Annotated in this window: 19 protein-coding genes; 8 read left to right on the forward strand and 11 right to left on the reverse strand. The window is 62.8% G+C overall.

Annotated features, from left to right (window positions below):
* Position 1 precedes the first annotated feature (1 nt).
* From N436_RS15950 to N436_RS15965, 4 genes are all read left to right on the forward strand, one after another.
* Positions 2–1,537, forward strand: a complete 1,536-nt coding sequence (locus N436_RS15950; RefSeq protein WP_016714745.1) for an inactive transglutaminase family protein — start codon at positions 2–4, stop codon at positions 1,535–1,537.
* Positions 1,537–2,517 (forward strand): alpha-L-glutamate ligase-like protein, encoded by a 981-nt coding sequence (locus tag N436_RS15955; RefSeq protein WP_016714746.1) that lies wholly within the window; start codon positions 1,537–1,539, stop codon positions 2,515–2,517. The genes N436_RS15950 and N436_RS15955 overlap by 1 nt, the downstream gene beginning before the upstream one ends.
* Before the next feature lie 124 nt (positions 2,518–2,641).
* Positions 2,642–3,985 (forward strand): aminodeoxychorismate synthase component I, encoded by a 1,344-nt coding sequence (gene pabB / locus N436_RS15960; protein ID WP_110741529.1) that lies wholly within the window; start codon positions 2,642–2,644, stop codon positions 3,983–3,985.
* Between the two features lie 79 nt (positions 3,986–4,064).
* A complete protein-coding gene (locus tag N436_RS15965) occupies positions 4,065–4,799 on the forward strand; it encodes a phosphoadenylyl-sulfate reductase (RefSeq protein ID WP_110741530.1) in 735 nt (244 codons plus the stop codon).
* 136 nt (positions 4,800–4,935) lie between these two features.
* Here the strand turns inward: N436_RS15965 and cysB are convergent, their stop codons facing one another.
* The 3 genes from cysB to N436_RS15980 form a co-directional block, all read right to left on the reverse strand.
* Complete coding sequence (gene cysB, locus N436_RS15970; RefSeq protein WP_105947919.1) at positions 4,936–5,910, reverse strand: HTH-type transcriptional regulator CysB; 975 nt, start codon at positions 5,908–5,910, stop codon at positions 4,936–4,938.
* 128 nt (positions 5,911–6,038) lie between these two features.
* Positions 6,039–6,536: a universal stress protein gene (locus N436_RS15975; RefSeq protein WP_016714749.1), complete on the reverse strand. Its 498-nt coding sequence runs from the start codon at positions 6,534–6,536 to the stop codon at positions 6,039–6,041.
* Between the two features lie 124 nt (positions 6,537–6,660).
* Entirely contained in the window at positions 6,661–7,608 is a 948-nt protein-coding gene (locus tag N436_RS15980; RefSeq protein WP_110741531.1) for a putative 2-dehydropantoate 2-reductase, read from the reverse strand.
* 232 nt (positions 7,609–7,840) lie between these two features.
* Here N436_RS15980 and N436_RS15985 point away from each other — a divergent pair, with 232 nt between their 5' ends.
* Positions 7,841–8,917, forward strand: coding sequence for a 3-deoxy-7-phosphoheptulonate synthase (locus tag N436_RS15985; RefSeq protein WP_110741532.1), 1,077 nt, complete (start codon positions 7,841–7,843; stop codon positions 8,915–8,917).
* 64 nt (positions 8,918–8,981) lie between these two features.
* Here N436_RS15985 and N436_RS15990 read toward each other — a convergent pair whose 3' ends face one another.
* Positions 8,982–9,263: a GNAT family N-acetyltransferase gene (locus N436_RS15990; protein ID WP_016714752.1), complete on the reverse strand. Its 282-nt coding sequence runs from the start codon at positions 9,261–9,263 to the stop codon at positions 8,982–8,984.
* 508 nt (positions 9,264–9,771) lie between these two features.
* Between N436_RS15990 and oprI the strand changes: the two genes are divergently transcribed.
* A complete protein-coding gene (gene oprI / locus N436_RS15995; RefSeq protein ID WP_003259780.1) occupies positions 9,772–10,023 on the forward strand; it encodes an outer membrane lipoprotei OprI in 252 nt (83 codons plus the stop codon).
* Between the two features lie 132 nt (positions 10,024–10,155).
* Here oprI and N436_RS16000 read toward each other — a convergent pair whose 3' ends face one another.
* The 3 genes from N436_RS16000 to N436_RS16010 form a co-directional block, all read right to left on the reverse strand.
* Entirely contained in the window at positions 10,156–11,133 is a 978-nt protein-coding gene (locus N436_RS16000; protein WP_105947917.1) for a L,D-transpeptidase family protein, read from the reverse strand.
* A 114-nt stretch (positions 11,134–11,247) separates the two neighbouring features.
* Positions 11,248–11,538 (reverse strand): hypothetical protein, encoded by a 291-nt coding sequence (locus tag N436_RS16005; RefSeq protein ID WP_016714754.1) that lies wholly within the window; start codon positions 11,536–11,538, stop codon positions 11,248–11,250.
* Between the two features lie 58 nt (positions 11,539–11,596).
* Positions 11,597–12,202 carry an arylesterase gene (locus tag N436_RS16010; RefSeq protein ID WP_060498368.1) on the reverse strand — a complete coding sequence of 202 codons (606 nt, stop codon included), beginning with the start codon at positions 12,200–12,202 and terminating at the stop codon, positions 11,597–11,599.
* Between the two features lie 10 nt (positions 12,203–12,212).
* Here N436_RS16010 and N436_RS16015 point away from each other — a divergent pair, with 10 nt between their 5' ends.
* Positions 12,213–12,896 carry an ABC transporter ATP-binding protein gene (locus N436_RS16015; protein WP_105947916.1) on the forward strand — a complete coding sequence of 228 codons (684 nt, stop codon included), beginning with the start codon at positions 12,213–12,215 and terminating at the stop codon, positions 12,894–12,896.
* Complete coding sequence (locus N436_RS16020; RefSeq protein ID WP_110741533.1) at positions 12,896–15,403, forward strand: ABC transporter permease; 2,508 nt, start codon at positions 12,896–12,898, stop codon at positions 15,401–15,403. The genes N436_RS16015 and N436_RS16020 overlap by 1 nt, the downstream gene beginning before the upstream one ends.
* A 64-nt stretch (positions 15,404–15,467) precedes the next feature.
* Here N436_RS16020 and greB read toward each other — a convergent pair whose 3' ends face one another.
* The 4 genes from greB to N436_RS16040 all read right to left on the reverse strand — a co-directional run bounded on the left by greB (position 15,468) and on the right by N436_RS16040 (position 18,478).
* Positions 15,468–15,941, reverse strand: a complete 474-nt coding sequence (gene greB / locus N436_RS16025; protein WP_110741534.1) for a transcription elongation factor GreB — start codon at positions 15,939–15,941, stop codon at positions 15,468–15,470.
* A gap of 11 nt (positions 15,942–15,952) precedes the next feature.
* Positions 15,953–16,261 (reverse strand): hypothetical protein, encoded by a 309-nt coding sequence (locus N436_RS16030; RefSeq protein ID WP_105947914.1) that lies wholly within the window; start codon positions 16,259–16,261, stop codon positions 15,953–15,955.
* 247 nt (positions 16,262–16,508) lie between these two features.
* Positions 16,509–16,946: a DoxX family protein gene (locus N436_RS16035; RefSeq protein ID WP_019097176.1), complete on the reverse strand. Its 438-nt coding sequence runs from the start codon at positions 16,944–16,946 to the stop codon at positions 16,509–16,511.
* Between the two features lie 113 nt (positions 16,947–17,059).
* On the reverse strand, positions 17,060–18,478 hold the full coding sequence (locus tag N436_RS16040) for a transglycosylase SLT domain-containing protein (RefSeq protein ID WP_110741535.1): 1,419 nt from the start codon (positions 18,476–18,478) through the stop codon (positions 17,060–17,062).
* Positions 18,479–18,505: the final 27 nt, after the last annotated feature.

Raw genomic sequence — 18,505 nt, forward strand, 5'->3', positions numbered from 1 at the left:
GATGCGCTCTCTTACCCTCCATCTGAAAGTCCTGATCACCGTGCTGGTGCTACTGGGCGTGGCGGTCACGGCTTATCAGATCTTCTTCCTCGGCATCCCGGTGACCGAGGATGAAACCGACGACCTGTGGAACATCGACGCCAAGGTCGAGTTCGTGGCCAGCACCAAGGACCCGGTCAAGGTGCAGATGTTCGTGCCACCGCTGAACCGCGACTACGTCAGCCTTAACGAGAGCTTCATCTCCAACAACTACGGGGTCAGCGTCAACCGCGCCGACGGCAACCGCAAGGTTACCTGGTCGGCCCGCCGCGCCAGCGGCAACCAGACGCTGTACTACCGCCTGGTGCTGACCAAGCGCTACAGCAACGAGAAGACCACGGTCAAAGGCCCGACCTTCCGTGACAGCCTGGCGATCGAAGGCCCCGAGAAGATTGCCGCCGAAGCCCTGATGGCGCCGATTCGCCAGCACTCCGCCGACGTCGAGACCTTCGTCAGCGAGACCATCAAGCGGGTCAACAACCTCAACGACGACAACGTCAAGCTGCTGCTGGCCGGCGACACCTCGCCAATGAAAAAGGCCCAGATCATCGACCTGCTGCTGTCGATTGCCCATGTGCCGATGGAGAAGGTGCACACCATCCGCCTGGTGGCCGATACCCCGCAAACCCCGGAACTGTGGCTGCGCAGCTTCAACGGTAACGACTGGCTGTACTTCAACCCGGACACCGGCGAGCAGGGCCTGCCCAGCGACCGCCTGCTGTGGTGGACCGGTGACGACAACCTGATCACCGTCGATGGCGGCAAGAAAGCCAACGTCACCTTCAGCATGAACAACAGCGAGATGAACGCCATCCGCCTGGCCAAGCTGACCGACGAGAACACCGACGCCGACTTCCTCGAATACTCGCTGTACGGCTTGCCGCTGCAGACCCAGCAAACCTTCATGATCATGGTGATGATCCCGATCGGCGTGCTGGTGATCCTGGTATTGCGCAACCTGATCGGCCTGCAGACCCTGGGCACCTTCACCCCGGTGCTGATCGCCCTGGCCTTCCGCGAGACCCAGCTGGGCTTCGGCATCGTGCTGTTCACGGTCATCACGGCCTTGGGCCTGTCGCTGCGCTCGTACCTGGAACACCTCAAGCTGCAGATGCTGCCGCGCCTGTCGGTGGTACTCACCTTTGTCGTGGTGCTGATCGCCGCCATCAGCCTGTTCAGCCACAAGCTGGGCCTGGAGCGCGGGCTGTCGGTGGCATTGTTCCCGATGGTGATCCTGACCATGACCATCGAACGCCTGTCCATTACCTGGGAAGAACGTGGCGGTGGCCATGCCATGAAAGTGGCCATCGGCACCCTGTTCGCCGCGTCGCTTGCGCACCTGCTGATGATGGTGCCGGAACTGGTGTACTTCGTGTTCACCTTCCCTGCCGTGCTGTTGATCCTGGTGGGCTTCATGCTGGCGATGGGCCGCTACCGCGGTTACCGCCTGACCGAGCTCGTGCGCTTCAAGGCATTCCTGAAGAAGGCTGACGCCTGATGTTTGGCCTGATCAAGACGTGGAAAGCCCTGGAGGCCCGGGGCATCATGGGTATCAACCGGCGCAACGCGGACTACGTGTTGAAGTACAACAAGCGCCACCTGTACCCGATTGTCGACGACAAGATCATCACCAAGGAGCGTGCCCTGGCGGCCGGCATCCATGTGCCGGAAATGTACGGCATCATCGAGACCGAAAAAGAGATCGAAAAGCTCGACCAGATCATTGGCGGGCGCAGCGACTTCGTCATCAAGCCGGCGCAGGGTGCCGGCGGTGATGGCATCCTGGTCATCGCTGACCGCTTTGAGGACCGCTACCGCACCGTGTCGGGGAAGATCATCAGCCATGAGGAAATCGAGCACCAGATCTCGAGCATCCTCACCGGCCTGTACTCGCTGGGCGGCCACCGCGACCGCGCACTGATCGAATACCGGGTCACCCCCGACCAGATCTTCAAGAGCATCAGCTACGAAGGCGTGCCGGACATCCGCATCATCGTGCTGATGGGCTACCCGGTCATGGCCATGCTGCGCCTGCCGACCCGCCAGTCCGGCGGCAAGGCCAACCTGCACCAGGGCGCCATCGGCGTGGGTGTCGACCTGGCCACCGGCGTGACCCTGCGCGGCACCTGGCTGAACAACATCATCAGCAAGCACCCGGACACCACCAACGCGGTGGACGGCGTGCAACTGCCGAACTGGGACGGCTTCATGAAGCTGGCGGCCGGCTGCTATGAGCTGTGCGGCCTGGGCTACATTGGCGTGGACATGGTGCTGGACCAGGACAAAGGCCCGCTGATTCTGGAACTCAACGCCCGCCCGGGCCTGAACATCCAGATTGCCAACGACTGCGGCCTGACCCAGCGCACCCACGCCATCGAAGCGCACATCGAAGCACTGGCCAAGGACGGCATTACCGAAGATGCCGAACAGCGCGTTCGGGTAGCACAGGGGTTGTTCGGGCACGTGCCTAACCGCTGAATTGCCGGGGCCGCATCGCGGCCCCTGCATAAAACACAATGTTGAATGTCGCGCCCAGTGCTAGGCGCTTTTCCTACACAGGTCTACAATCGCCCTCCTCGCTTTTACATCGCCGTCCACACTGATGCCGACCTGTACGCTGCACCCCCTGCCCTACCAGCCCGACCCTGCCGCCTATTTCGCCCGCCTGCGCCTGGCCCCCGGTGCGATCCTGCTCGACAGCGCCCGCCCCGGCGCCGAACGCGGTCGCTTCGACCTGCTCAGCGCCTGGCCGCTGCAACAGCTGCAAGCGCAGCCCGATGAAGGCGGCCGCGCATTCCTTCAGCGTCTGCGTGCCGGCCTGGCGCAACTGGGCCACGCCAGCTTGCCCAAGGGCGTTGAACTGCCCTTTGCCGGTGGCCTGATCGGCTACCTGAGCTACGACTTCGGCCGCCGACTGGAACACCTGCCAAGCCTGGCTGTGGACGACCTCGGCCTGCCTGACGCGCAACTGGGCCTCTACGCCTGGGCACTGGTCAGCGACCACCTGCACGGCACCAGCCAGCTGGTGTTCCACCCGAGCCTGGCAAGCGACGAGCGAGAACGCCTGATCAACCTGTTCGAAGGCAGTAGCTGCACCGAAACCGGTGACTTCCAGTTGCTCACCCCAATGGCTGGTGACCTGCAGCCAGAACAGTACAAAGCCGCTTTCGACCAGGTACAGCGCTACATCCAGGCCGGTGACTGCTACCAGATCAACCTGACTCAACGCTTCCGCGCCCTCTGCCAGGGCGACCCCTGGCGAGCCTACCAGGCCCTGCGCAAGGCATGCCCCACGCCGTTTTCCGGCTACCAGCAATTGGCTGACGGCAGCGCCTTGCTGAGCTTTTCGCCCGAGCGCTTCATCCGTGTCAGCCAGGGCCAGGTGGAAACCCGGCCAATCAAAGGCACCCGGCCGCGCGCCAGCGACCCAGGTGAAGACGCACGCAATGCCGAGGAGCTGCTGCGCAGCCCCAAGGACCGCTCGGAAAACCTGATGATCGTCGACCTTCTGCGCAACGACCTGGGGCGCACCTGCGAAATCGGCTCGGTGAAAGTACCGGAGCTGTTCAGCCTGGAGAGCTACCCCAACGTCCATCACCTGGTCAGCAGTGTCACCGGCCAGCTTGCCAGCGACAAGGATGCCCTGGACCTGATCGGCGACAGCTTCCCCGGCGGCTCGATCACCGGCGCGCCGAAAATTCGCGCCATGCAGATCATCGACGAGCTGGAACCCGCGCGTCGGGCGCTGTACTGCGGCTCGCTGCTGTATGTGGATGTGCGCGGCGAGATGGACAGCTCGATTGCCATTCGCAGCCTGCTGGTCAAAGACGGCCAGGTCAGCTGCTGGGGTGGCGGCGCGGTCGTGGCCGACTCCGAATGGCAAGCCGAATATGAAGAGTCGATCGCCAAAGTGCGGGTGTTGATGCAGACCTTGCAGGGCTTGTGAGTCCGTCTAGCCCGCGTTTTTTTGTTACCATCACCTTACTACGAGCGCACAGCGCCACAGCCAAGATGGAAACCGCCTGATGAGCCAACCCTTCGACGTCGCCGCCCTGGCCGCGACCTATGCCAACAAGTCCCCGCAGGACATCCTCAAGCTTGCCTTCGAGCACTTTGGTGATGACCTGTGGATCTCTTTCAGCGGCGCCGAGGACGTGGTGCTGGTCGACATGGCCTGGAAGCTGAACAAGCAGGTCAAGGTGTTCAGCCTCGACACCGGCCGACTGCATCCGGAGACCTACCGGTTCATCGACCAGGTGCGCGAGCAGTACAACCTGCCAATCGAAATCCTCAGCCCGGACCGCGACAAGCTTGACCCGTTCGTGAAAGAAAAGGGCCTGTTCAGCTTCTACAAGGACGGCCACGGCGAGTGCTGCGGCATCCGCAAGATCGAACCGCTGCGCCGCAAGCTGGCCACCGTGAGCGCCTGGGCCACCGGCCAGCGCCGCGACCAGAGCCCGGGCACCCGCAGCCAGGTCGCGGCACTGGAAATCGACAGCGCCTTCTCCACACCCGAGCGCACGCTGTACAAGTTCAACCCGCTGGCGCAGATGAGCAGCGAGGAAGTGTGGGGTTATATCCGCATGCTTGAGCTGCCGTACAACAGCCTGCATGAACGCGGCTTCATCAGCATTGGCTGCGAGCCTTGCACCCGGCCGGTGCTGCCGAACCAGCATGAGCGCGAGGGGCGCTGGTGGTGGGAAGAGTCGACACAGAAGGAATGCGGGTTGCACGCGGGCAACCTGATCAGCAAGGCTTGAAATTGTTGGGGCCGCTTCGCGCCCCATCGCCGGCAAGCCAGCTCCCACAGGAAGATCACAAGCCTTGAGGCAACGGTAAACCTGTGGGAGCTGGCTTGCCTGCGATGGGCCGCAAAGCGGCCCCAGCATTATTGGATCAGTGCACCGGCAGTTCAACGCCTGCAAACAGATCTTCAAGCTCTTGCTTGTTATGGCACTGAATGGCCTTGGCCATCACTTCGCGGGTCAGGTGCGGGGCGAACTTCTCGATGAAGTCGCACATGAAGCCACGCAGGAATGTGCCACGGCGGAAGCCGATCTTGGTGATACTGGCCTCGAACAGCTCGCTGGCATCCAGCGCCACCAGGTCACTGTCGAGCTTGGCATCCACAGCCATGCCCGCGACGATACCCACGCCCAGCCCCAGGCGCACATAGGTCTTGATAACGTCGGCGTCGGCCGCGGTGAACACCACTTTCGGCGTGAGGCCGCGGTGGTTGAACGCTTCGTCCAGCTTCGAGCGCCCGGTAAAACCGAACACATAGGTAACGATCGGGTATTCGGCAACCGCTTCCAGAGTGAGTTTCGGCAGCTTGGCCAGCGGGTGACCCTGCGGCACCACCACGCAACGGTTCCACTTGTAGCACGGCATCATGATCAGGTCGCCGAACAGCTCCAGGGCCTCGGTGGCGATGGCGAAGTCTACCGTGCCGTCTGCTGCCATCTCGGCGATCTGCATGGGCGAACCCTGGTGCATGTGCAGGGACACTTCCGGGTACTGCTTGATGAAGCTGCTGATCACCGGCGGCAAGGCATAGCGCGCCTGGGTGTGGGTGGTGGCGATGGACAGCGTGCCCTTCTTCTCGTTGGAGAACTCCTGGGCAATCTGCTTGATGCTTTCGACCTTGCGCAGGATTTCGCCAGCGGTATTGATGATGCGCTCACCGGCCGGCGTGACGCGGGTCAGGTGCTTGCCGCTACGCGCAAAGACTTCAACACCCAGTTCGTCTTCGAGCAGGCGGATCTGCTTGCTGATACCTGGCTGGGAGGTATACAGGCTCTGCGCCGTCGCGGAGACGTTGAGGTCATGGTGCGCCACTTCCCAGATGTAGCGCAGTTGTTGAAGCTTCATAGGTTCCCCTCGGTTCAGCGATGAGTCCGCGGCAGCAGGCAGCGACGATATATAACTATATTAGTGGTTCTGGAAATAAATCTAGAACTATTTTGTTACATGCCCCCGGAAATAGCCTACAGCCATCTTCATGCTTTCCTACGCCCCAAGTGCTGTGCCAACGGCACCATGTACACCGGCACCGGTGACAGCTGCAGCAGCCGTACCGCCGTGCGCCCCAGGGGTACATCCACGCCCGCTCCGGCGCTGTGGCTGCCGAAAATCAGCAGGTCGACACTCAGCCGTTGTGCCTGGTCAAGGATTACCTGTGCGGGGTCACCCTGGCGCACCCGCACCGCCTTGATCACCGCGAGGTCGGCCTCCTCGCCCAGCTCGTCACGAAAGTTTTCCAGCACGCGCTGCTCGATGTTGGCCATCACCGTGTTCACGCCCTGGCTGTGCAACTGGTCGAGCGTCTGCTCATCAAGGTAGCTTTGCAGGAGGGATTCGGCGAACTGCCCCATGGGTTCCACTGCATGGATCACATACAACTCGGCATTGAACGTACGCGCCAGGGCCAGCGCGTGTTGCATCACAAAAGGTGCGTAGACACCGAGGTCGGTGGCGTACAGCATGGAGCGGATCATTCGACCTCCTCGACTGCCGCAGCGGCAGAGCAAGCTTCAGCTTAGCAGCGCGCCGGATGCACGCTTTGCCGTCCGGCGCGCTACTGGCGCGGGCTGAAGCGCCCAGCCGAGGTCAGTGCCGCCCTCAGTGAGGCCGGTGGTTGCTGTCGAGGAAGCTCAGCGCCTGATAGAGCATTTCCATACGCGGCAAGCAGCAGCCTGCCGCACGCGCACGGGCCAGCGGCTCGGCATAGATGGCCTGCAATTCCAGTGGGCGTTTGAACGCATGGTCGTGATACATGCTTGGCCAGTAGTCGGGCATGCGCTCGGTTACCTGGAACAAGTGCTCGGCATAGCCCTCGGGCAACACGTGGCCACAGGCTGCGGCGCCCTGCACCACCTCGGCCATCAATGCCTGGATGAGATCACGGCTGCGACTGTCTGCCATCAGCGGCGTGGTGCTGGCCCCCAGCAGCACCGACAGGCCATTGTAGGGCACGTTCCACACCAGCTTCTGCCAGCGCGCCGAGTCGAGATTTGGCATGGCCTGCGAATCGATGCCCGCGCGCTTGAACAACGCCACCCCCTCACCGACCAGCGCGGCACCGCCATCACTTGCCGGCCCACTGTGGTAACCCAGGTTGACAGCCCCGAGTGCCTGATGGCGAATCACGCCTGGCGCATGACGGTTGACACAGATAAAGCACAGACCGCCCAGCAGATGCATGTCGCTACGCAAGGCCGGGCGCAATTGCTCCTCCACGCCCAGACCGTTCTGCAGCAGTACAACCTTGGCGCCGGGTGCGGCGGCCTGCACGATCAGCGGTGCCAGCTGATCATTGCTGGTGGCCTTGGCACCGATCAGCAACCAGTCGCAAGGCGGCATGTCGGCGGCACTGGCATAGGCTTGTACCTGCATCTGCAACGCACCATGCACGTCACTGTCCAGGGTCAGCCCTTGCTCACTGACGGCCTGGTACTCGCTGCGCAACAGGAAATGCACATCGAAACCGGCCCGGGCCAGCATCAACCCATAGAAGCCGCCGATGGCGCCACTGCCGATGATTCCGATGCGAGGGGTGTGCGGATGCATGCCGATCTCCGAGTATAAAGTCAGCCCTCTTTTTACACAGGTTACGCAGCGCTGGGCAGCCCATTCGCGCTCAACGCACTCGATCAGGGAAAAACCCCACAATGACTGGGCCAAGCCCATTGTCGCGCCACCTGTAACGCGCTAAGGTTCGGCTCCCCGCTGCGAATATTCTTGCTGCTGGGCCGCACGGGGATAGCTGGCGGCCGGCACCCGTGACCTGACGAGTAACACGATGGCTGATTTACCGATCGATGACTTGAACGTTGCCTCCAACGAGACCCTGATCACCCCCGATCAGCTCAAGAAGGAAATCCCCCTCAGCGCCAAGGCCCTGCAGACCGTAACTGCCGGCCGTGAAGTGGTGCGCAATATTCTCGACGGCAAGGACCATCGCCTGTTCGTCGTGGTCGGCCCTTGCTCCATCCACGACATCAAGGCCGCCCACGAATACGCCGAGCGCCTGAAAGTGCTGGCCGAAGAAGTGTCCGATACGCTGTACCTGGTCATGCGCGTGTACTTCGAAAAGCCACGCACCACCGTGGGCTGGAAAGGCCTGATCAACGACCCGTACCTGGATGACTCGTTCAAGATCCAGGACGGCCTGCACATTGGCCGTCAGCTGCTGCTGGACCTGGCCGAGATGGGCCTGCCGACCGCCACCGAGGCGCTCGACCCGATTTCGCCGCAATACCTGCAAGACCTGATCAGCTGGTCGGCCATCGGCGCCCGCACCACCGAATCGCAAACCCACCGCGAGATGGCCTCGGGCCTGTCTTCAGCGGTCGGCTTCAAGAACGGCACCGACGGCGGCCTGACCGTTGCCATCAACGCCTTGCAGTCGGTGTCCAAGCCACACCGCTTCCTTGGCATCAACCAGGAAGGCGGCGTGTCGATCGTCACCACCAAGGGCAACCCTTACGGCCACGTGGTACTGCGCGGCGGCAACGGCAAGCCGAACTACGACTCGGTCAGCGTCGCCCTGTGCGAGCAGGACCTCGCCAAAGCCAGGATCAAGGCCAACATCATGGTCGATTGCAGCCACGCCAACTCCAACAAGGACCCGGCCCTGCAACCGCTGGTGATGGAGAACGTTGCCAACCAGATCCTCGAAGGCAACCAGTCGATCATCGGCCTGATGGTCGAGAGCCACCTGAACTGGGGCTGCCAGTCGATCCCGAAAAACCTGGACGAACTGCAGTATGGTGTATCGATCACCGATGCCTGCATCGACTGGTCGGCTACCGAGAAAACCCTGCGCAGCATGCGTACCAAGCTGAAGGATGTGCTACCGCAGCGTAAGCGCGGCTGAGCATTGCAATAAACAAAACGCCGGGCATTGCCCGGCGTTTTTGTATCTGATGCCTTTCGGCAGCTCAGGCCTTGCTGGAATGCCGCTGCTGGCGCTCCATGTAGCGTTCCACGTACGAGCAGGACGGAATGACCGTGTAGCCCATCTGCTCGGCGTACGCCAAGGCCTGCTCGGTCAGCGCGGCGGCAATCCCGCGGCCCCGCAAGGCGTTCGGCACGAAGGTGCGATAGATGTCCAGCGTCTGCTTGCCCAGATCCATGTACGTCAGATAGGCACGATGACCGTCCACGTTGGTCTCGAACTGATGACCGGCCTGGTCATGGTGGATGGTCAGCGCTTCGCTCATCACTACTCCTCGCAGGTCTTCTCGGCAGACCCATACCTTCACCGATGGTGGTTTATCCGGCACAGAATCCTCTATGCCACCTGTTGCCCCTTCGACCTCTGGACGATTGCAATCGTTCGGATCCTCTGGCACTCACAAGATAGTAGGCGCCGCAAACGGGATTGCTCAAGGTGGTAGCGGCTAAAAATGGCGAAAATGCCCGGAAAGCGACTCTTCCCTGCACGTTCAACAGCCACCGGATGTTGTAGGGCTTAAGACGTCGAAGGACAGTTAAAGTCACCCTTAGTTCAACAAAAAAGTTCCTGTAGTACAACCGCTTGCGAACCCTGCACGTTTTTTTCACACACGCGTCGCAAATCTTGTCGGCACGGCGTCAAGCAACATTTTTTTTGCAGTTCTTGCGCTCAGTCAGTTTACTTACTACAAGTAATGGGTACTATGTACGCCGGCCAGTTTCTCTTTTCCTGAGAGATGGCTATTTAATAGAAAGTCCTTGAAGGGGAACACGATGAACAACGTTCTGAAATTCTCTGCTCTGGCTCTGGCCGCAGTTCTGGCTACCGGTTGCAGCAGCGTATCCAAAGAAACCGAAGCTCGTCTGACTGCGACTGAAGACGCAGCAGCTCGCGCTCAAGCTCGTGCTGACGAAGCCTACCGTAAGGCTGACGACGCACTGGCAGCCGCTCAGAAGGCTCAGCAGACCGCTGACGAAGCCAACGAGCGCGCCCTGCGTATGCTGGACAAAGCCAGCCGCAAGTAATAATCCTCACGGATTGTTATGGAGCCGACCCACTTGTGGGTCGGCTTTTTTATTGCCTGCAAACAAGGCAAACGCGTCACGCAGATACGAAAAGGCCCGCACTAAGGCGGGCCCGGGTGTGTCGCGAATACCTTACTGCAGTTCGGGCGGTATGCTCGTCACCATCGGCGCATTGCCCTGGTTTTGCACCGGCACGGCAATTTCTACCGGCATGCCATCTTCTGCAGCCACCACGTCACGCACCATGTCCCAGTTCATGCGCAGGTTGTTGGCCAGGTCTTCCCGCTTGAGCAAGGCGTTGATAACCGCAGTGTGTTTGTCGACCACCGACGGGTTACCCTGGTCGTCCAGCGGCGTGTGCGCCTCCAGATAGACCTTGCCGCCACTGATACCAAACTTGTAAGGCTCGTTGATGATGCGTACCGGCGTACCGACCGGCACCATCTTCGACAGTTCCAGCACGTTGTTGTTGAGCATGCGGAAGCAACCGTGGCTGGTACGCATGCCGATGCCGAACTTCTTGTTCGACCCATGGATCAGGTAGCCCGGTACGCCCAAGGTGAACTTGAACGGCCCCAGCGGGTTATCCGGACCTGCCGGCACCACAGCCGGCAGGATGTCGCCGTCTGCAGCGTGTTCTTTACGGATGGATGCAGGTGGCGTCCAGGTCGGGTTCGGCGTCTTGGCGGTGATCTTGGTGTTGGCGATCGGCGAACCCCACCCCTCACGGCCAATACCCAGCGGGAAGGTATGCACTACGTTCTGCCCTTTCGGGAAGTAATACATACGGTACTCGGCCAGGTTGATGACGATACCTTCACGCGGGCCCGGCGGCAGGATGTAGCGGGTCGGCAGGATGATCTCGGTACCGGCGCCCGGCAGCCACGGGTCGACGCCCGGGTTGGCGGCGATCATTTCCAGATAACCGAGGTCGTTGGCGGTGCCGATGTCGGCGAACGTGTCCTCGTACTTGGCCTTGATCGTATGCACCTGGCCGACGATGTCTTCACCAGGCGGTGGCAGTGGCAATTCCAGCGCAGCAGCGGGGCCCGCTACCAGCAGGGCGGCCAGGGACAGGCTACGGGTGACGGCAGGAAAGCGCGGCAACATCCGGTAAATCCTTCGAAAGATAGGTCAAGAGGAACGATTGTACACCCGCCTTGATGCAAGCGGGAGGCATTGGCGCCCATGCAAGCGTTTCAGATGATGAAAGGTGCTTGCCGTTCAGCTGGCCTGCAGCTCTGGCCAGACCGGGCGCATGCCGCGCCGCTGGGCATCGAGGATGGCACGGCACAGGTCACACAGGCGGCTGTCACGGTAGATGGCGCGCGGCACGGCCGACCAGCGCGGCTGCGCAGGCAGCAGGCCGCCGCACAAGGTGCGGTCTACCGGCACGCCCAGCTCAAGCTGGCGAGCCACCAGGTGAACGCGGATTTCCTGGCAGGCGAACAGGTCGAGCTGCTCATCGGGCTCGATCAGTTGGTAGGCATACAGGGACCAGGCAGGGCGCGGCATCGGGGGCACTCGAAACGGGGGGCGCAACATTAGCCGAAAGCCGGCCCCGTTTAAAGCGTCAGAGCAAGGGTTTTATCGCCGGCCAGGCATTTTCCAGCAAGCGCTGCTGGGCCCCCTGGGCCGGGTGGATGCCATCGGCCTGCATCAACTCAGGCACGCCCCCTATTCCTTCGAGGAAAAACGGCACCAATGGCACCTGTTTATCCGCCGCCAGCTGTTCATACACCTTGGCGAATGCGGTGGTATAGCGCACGCCATAATTGGGCGGCAGGCGCATGCCCAGCAGCACCACCTTGGCGCCGGCCTGACGCGCGCTCTCAATCATCGAGGCAAGATTTTGTTGCAATTGCGCAGGCGGCTGCCCACGCAAGCCATCGTTACCGCCCAGCTCCAGCACCACCAGGCTCGGTTTATGGGCTGCAAGCAGCGCCGGCAGCCGCGCCTGGCCACCTGCACTGGTGTCACCGCTTATCGAGGCGTTGACCACTTTATCGTCGAAACCTTCGTCCTTGAGCCGGGTCTGCAACAAAGAGACCCAACCCTGGCGGCTATCCAGGCCAAAACCGGCGCTGATACTATCGCCAACAACCAGCAGTGTTCCCGCCGCCGCGCTCTGGGCCAGGCAATACAGGGCCAGACCGGCACTCAACCACCACACTCGCATCGGATTCTCCATGGGCCCCAGCATTCTCGTTGCGCAGAACCTTAGCAAAGTGGTCCCCAGCGCGGAAGGTGACCTGACCATCCTTCACGCACTCTCCCTCGACCTGGCCCAAGGCGACAGCCTGGCCATCGTCGGCGCCTCGGGCTCCGGCAAGTCGACCCTGCTCGGTTTGCTTGCCGGCCTCGATCAGCCCAGCGCCGGCCAGGTCATCCTTGCCGGCCATGACCTGGGCCCCCTGGATGAAGACCAGCGCGCCCGCGTGCGCGCCGAACATGTGGGCTTCGTGTTCCAGTCGTTCCAGCTGCTCGACAGCCTCAACGCCCTGGAAAACGTGATGCTGCCATTGGAGCTGGACGGCCGCCGGGATGCCCGCGAACATGCGCGCACCCTGCTGGAACGGGTCGGCCTCGGCAAACGCCTGAGCCACACGCCTCGTCAACTGTCGGGCGGTGAGCAGCAGCGGGTTGCTATCGCCCGCGCCTTCGCGGCACAACCGGCGGTGCTGTTTGCCGACGAGCCCACAGGCAACCTCGACAGCCACACGGGGGAGCGCATCAGCGACTTACTGTTCGAGTTGAACAAGGAGCGCGGTACCACCCTGGTGCTGGTCACCCATGACGAACGCCTGGCCCGGCGCTGCCGCCGCCAGATCCGCCTGGACGCGGGGCGCCTGGTGGCCCCGGTGGAGGCCTGATGACCCACATGCCGTTGTCCCGCCTGTGCGGCCTGGCCCTGCGCCAGCTGCTGCGCGACATTCGCGCCAGCGAAGTACGCGTGTTGTTCTTTGCCCTGCTGGTGGCAGTGGCCGCCAGCACCGCCATCGGCTATTTCGGCGCCCGACTAAACGGTGCCATGCAACTGCGCGCCAGCGAATTCCTGGGTGCCGACCTGGTACTGCAGGGCAGCGCCCCGGCCCGCGAGCAGCAGATCGATAGCGGCACGGCCCTTGGCCTGCGCCACGCGCAGGTAGTCGAGTTCACCAGCGTGGTGGGCGGCGACAACGGCATCCAGCTGTCCAGTGTAAAGGCTGCCGATGGCGCCTACCCGCTACGTGGGCAAGTACGCAGCGCAGCGGCACCCTATGCCGAGGAAACCCCAGGCGGCGGCCCGGCACCTGGCGAGGCATGGGTCGAGCCCCGCCTGCTGGCCGCCTTGGGGCTGGCGATTGGCGACAGCATCGACGTCGGCATGAAAACCCTGCGCATGAGCCGCGTGCTGACCTACGAACCGGACCGCGCCAACAACTTCTACAGCCTTACCCCCCGGGTGATGATGAACCTGGCCGACCTCGAGGCCACTGGCGTCATTCAGCCGGGTAGCCGGGTTACCTACCGCGACCTGTGGCGTGGCGATACCGAGGCTCTGGCCCAATACCGCCAGGCCGTGGAAAAAGACCTGGCCGCCAACCAGCGCCTGCGCGACACCCGCGATGGCAACCAGCAGATCGGTGGCGCCCTGGGCAAGGCCGAACGCTACCTGAACATGGCCAGCCTGGTGGCGGTGCTGCTGGCAGGCGTGGCCGTGGCCCTGTCGGCCAGCCGCTATGCCGCACGCCGCCTGGACGCCAGCGCCCTGCTGCGCTGCCTGGGGCTGTCGCGCCGTCAGGCACTGGGCCTGTATTGCCTGCAACTGGCCATGCTCGGCCTGGTCGCCGCCCTGGCCGGTGCCCTGCTCGGCTGGCTGGCCCAGCTGGGCCTGTTCCGCCTGCTGCAGGGGCTGTTGCCAAGCGTGGTGCCTGCCGGAGGCATCGTTCCCGCCCTGGCCGGCATCGGGACCGGGCTGGTGGCACTGGCCGGTTTCGCCCTGCCGCCGATCGCTGCACTGGGCCAGGTGCCCCCGCTGCGGGTGCTGCGCCGCGACCTGCTGCCGATACCGCCCAGCAGCTGGCTGGTGTATGGCGCCGCGCTGTTTGCCTTGGGCCTGATCATGTGGCGGCTGAGCCTTGACCTGCTGCTCACCTTCGCCCTGCTCGGTGGCGGTCTGGTCGCCGCATTGTTGCTCGGCGGCCTGCTGTTGCTCGGTTTGCGCAGCCTGCGCCAGTTGCTGGCCGGCGCACCGCTGACCTGGCGCCTGGGGTTGGGCCAGCTGCTGCGCCACCCCACGGCCGCCGCCGGCCAGGCCCTGGCCTTCGGGCTGATCCTGCTGGCCATGGCCCTGGTCGCCCTGCTGCGCGCCGAACTGCTCGACACCTGGCAAGCCCAACTGCCCAAGGATGCGCCCAACCATTTCGCCCTGAACATCCTGCCGGATGACCGCGAACCGTTCGCGCAACGCCTGCACCAGGTCAATGCAGCCTCGGCGCCGCTTTACCCGGTTACGCCCGGGCGCCTGGTGCAAATCAACGAGCAGCCGGTGCAGCAAGTTGTCAGCAAAGACTCGGCGGGTGAACGCGCCGTGCAGCGAGACCTTAGCCTGACCTGGGCCGCCGAACTGCCCGAAGGCAATCAACTCACTGCTGGCAGTTGGTGGCAAGCCTTGCCGGCCGACAGCGAAATACCCGGCGTTTCGGTAGAAGCAGAGCTGGCCGCCAGCCTGAAACTGCACATGGGCGACCTGCTGACCTTCGACATCGGCGGCCAGCAGCGCCAGGCCCGGGTCAGCAGCCTGCGCAGCGTGCATTGGGACAGCTTCCAGCCGAACTTCTACATGATCTTCCAGCCCGGCACGCTGCAGGGGTTGCCGACCACTTACCTGACCAGTTTCTACCTGGCACCCGGCCACGACCTGGATGTGGTGGCGCTGTCGCGGGCATTTCCGGCAGTGACCATCCTGCAGGTGGACGCCTTGCTCGACCAGTTGCGCAGCATCCTCGCCCAGGTGACCCTGGCGGTGGAGTATGTGCTGCTGTTCGTGCTGGCGGCCGGGCTGGCGGTGCTGTTCGCCGGCTTGCAGGCAACGCTGGACGAACGCATTCGCCAAGGCGCCTTGCTGCGTGCGCTAGGGGCGGCGCGGCCATTGCTGGTGAAGGCGCGGCGTATCGAGTTCGGTTTGCTGGGTGCGGCCAGTGGGCTGTTGGCGGCAGTGGGTTGTGAACTGATTACCCTGGTGCTGTATCGCTATGCCTTCGATTTGCAGTGGAGCCCGCATCCGTGGCTGCTGGTGTTGCCACTGGCGGGGGCGCTGCTGGTGGGAGGTGCAGGGGTGCTGGGGACGCGGCGGGCGTTGAATGCCAGCCCGTTGGCGGTTTTGCGGGAGAGCTGATGGTTACCTGTTCTGGCCTCTTCGCGGGTTTACCCGCGAAGAGGCCGGTACAGGCAAACCATAATCACTGTCCGTAGCTGATGCTGCTCACATACCAGGTCGCTTCACCGGTAGGTGTATGCACCACCACCTCATCACCCTCTTCCTTCTTCAACAAGGCACGGGCCATGGGCGAATCGATCGAGATGTAGTCGTTGCGCCCGTAGATTTCGTCATAACCGACAATGCGAAACTTCATGGTCTCGCCATCATCATTCTCGATCTCGACCCAGGCGCCGAAAAACACCTTGCCTTCCTGCTGCGGCGAATAAGCCACCACCTTCACATCTTCAAGACGCTTTCGCAGATAACGCACCCGACGGTCGATTTCGCGCAACAGCTTCTTGTTGTACTGGTAGTCGGCGTTTTCGCTGCGATCCCCCAGGGATGCCGCCCAGGCAACCTTCTGAGTGATCTCCGGGCGATATACCCGCCACAGGTGGTCCAGCTCTTTCTTCAGCGCCTCATGGCCTTCCGTGGTAATGATGTTGGTGCTCAACAGCGCACTCCTTAACGGCGGGTAATCAGGCCTTGGCGCGCGATACGGGTGAGGTGGCCAATAACGTCTGCGGCCTCATCCTGCGCCGGAGCCTGGATGACGGCGAGGTCAAAACGGTCATTGCCGTACTGCGCCAGGTGGCAGCCGGTTTCGGCAAACTGAATCAGAAACGCGCGTGCCTGGCCCTTGCGCCGGGACAGGCCTTCGAGGTGACGCAAAAGGGTGGGCTGATGCTGGCCGCCGAGCAGAATGCGCGGTGTGCGGGACGCCTGGTTGGCAGGCAATGGGCTTAAACAGACACTGGTACGTGGGCAACTCATGGAGCTTCTCTCCGCCTCGCGAATCCCGCTGGGCAGCGGTGGGAGGCGTCACCGAACCAGCGCTTTAGCGGTATTTCGGATAACCCGGATGGGGGCTTTCCTGCGCCCCGCAAGTAGCTGTTTAAATCGGCGCAGGCGGTATGCTAGAGCGATGAGCCACAAGTTGCAAGCTACAAGCCGCAAGCAAAAGCAGGCCGAGTATTGGCCCGCTCTTGCTTGCGGCTTGTAGCTCAAAGCTTGCAGCGGGTTACCGGGCGATCAGGCGGTCCAGCGAGAAGCGGCCAGCGCCTTCGATCATGACGGCGACAGTGCCCGCCAGCAGGGCCAGGGCGAACTCATAGCCGTTATTGGACATGAACAGGCCGTTGCCGATATGCACCGAGAAGATCGCCACCACCAGGGTCACGGTCAGCGCCAGAGCCGCCGGGCGGGCCAGCAGGCCGATCACCAGGGCCAGGCCACCGAAGAATTCGGCACTGCCGGACAGCAAGGCCATCAGGTAACCCGGCGCCAGGCCGATGCTTTCCATCCACTGGCCGGTACCTTCCAGGCCATAACCGCCAAACAGGCCGAACAGTTTTTGCGCGCCATGCGCCATGAAGATGATGCCAACCAGGATGCGGATAACGCTGAGGCCAGCGCCGGCGCGGGTGGAGAACAGGGCGTTGAGGGTCGTGTTGTTCATGTCGAAGCGTCCTTGAAGCGGAGAAGTTGTGTTGGGATGGGCGCTATCATAATCAATTCAATAGATATGAAAATCGCAAAAAACCCAACATAACAATCGATAAAATCGATTTCTCAACGCTTCGCTACGCGCTCCAGCACCGCACGCTCGCGGTTGAACGCCAGGAAGTACTTGTTGACGCTATTGACGAAGTTGACCGGCCCCATGCCGACCTGCTCCATCGCGATGCGCTCGGTCTGGAAGAACCACTGGTTGCCGTTGAGGCCACGCCGCCGGGCCTCGGCACGCATGGCCTGGACCCGCTCGGGGCCGAGGTTGTAGGCCGCCAGCACAAAGGCCATGCGTTCACGCTCGTTGATCTTGGGGCTGGCAAAGAACTTGCGACGGATCAGCGCCAGGTAACGGGCACTGGCTTGTACATTGCCATCTACCGTGGCGGTGTTGCTCACCCCTACCCGCTGGGCCGCCGAAGGCGTTATCTGCATCAGGCCGTGGGCACCGCCAGTGCCACGCGCGGCCGGGTTGAGGGTGGACTCCTTGAAGGCCAGCGCGGCCAGGTTGAGCCAATCGATCTGCTGCGCCTGGCCATGCTTCTGCAGCACTGCACGCACCGAGGCCAGGCGCTGGCGGTCCTTGCTGGCCAACGGGTTGTGCACCCGGTACTGGCGGCGGTAGATGCGCTCGAAGGCGGCATCCTGGTTGTCCGGTGCACGGTAGCCCTGCAGGAAACGATCGACCGTGGCCAGCAATTGCGGTGCATCGCGCCCTACATACCAACGCATGGCCTGCGGCGCCCCCAGGTGCACCCGGGCGTCCAGGCGCAGGCGTGGCATCACCCGCGCCCAGCGCCGGGCAATGGGTTGCTCGACCACTGTCAGGTGATAGATGCCCGCCTGCACCATCTCCAGCACATCCTCTACCGCCAGCGTTGAGTCGACCCACTCCACCTTGATCGGCGGCCGTTTGCGCAGGGCCAGTTGCTGGTTGACCTGCTGGATCAGCGGCCCGGCGGCACTGGCACTGGTCAAGGCCACGGTACGCCCGGAAAGCTGTTCGACCTTGCTGAAGCTTCGCTCGCCCTTGCGCCCCACCAGCATCAGCGGCACCTGGTCGAGAATCGGCGCACTGCTGCTGACACCGCGCACGGTGCCGGGGTCAAGCAGCTCGCCCGGCGCTGCCAGGTCACCCTCGCCGCGGGCCAGTGCGCCTAGCAGTTGTTCCTTGGCGCGTGGGATGAGCTTGAGTTGAATCTCCTGGCCATCGGCGGCACGGGCATTGAGGTAATGCTCCAGGGCGCGCAGGCGGTAGTATTCGATGCCGACCGGCTCGCCTTTGACCTCACCGGAGCTGTTACGGCTTTGATTGACCAACACCCGCAGCACCTGGCTGGAGCGGATCTGTTGCAGGTCGCGCACCTTGGCAGGCGGGATATTCTGCTGCGGCCCCGGCGCGCGCGCATGGGCGGCACCGGGCAGGGTCAGCCCAATCGTCAGCCCGAGCGTGAACAGGAAGGTGAGCCAGCATCGCAGCATGCGAAAACGTGTCCGTGGTCGGTGGGC

The organism is Pseudomonas sp. RV120224-01b (genome assembly GCF_003208145.1).
Classification (GTDB): domain Bacteria; phylum Pseudomonadota; class Gammaproteobacteria; order Pseudomonadales; family Pseudomonadaceae; genus Aquipseudomonas; species Aquipseudomonas monteilii.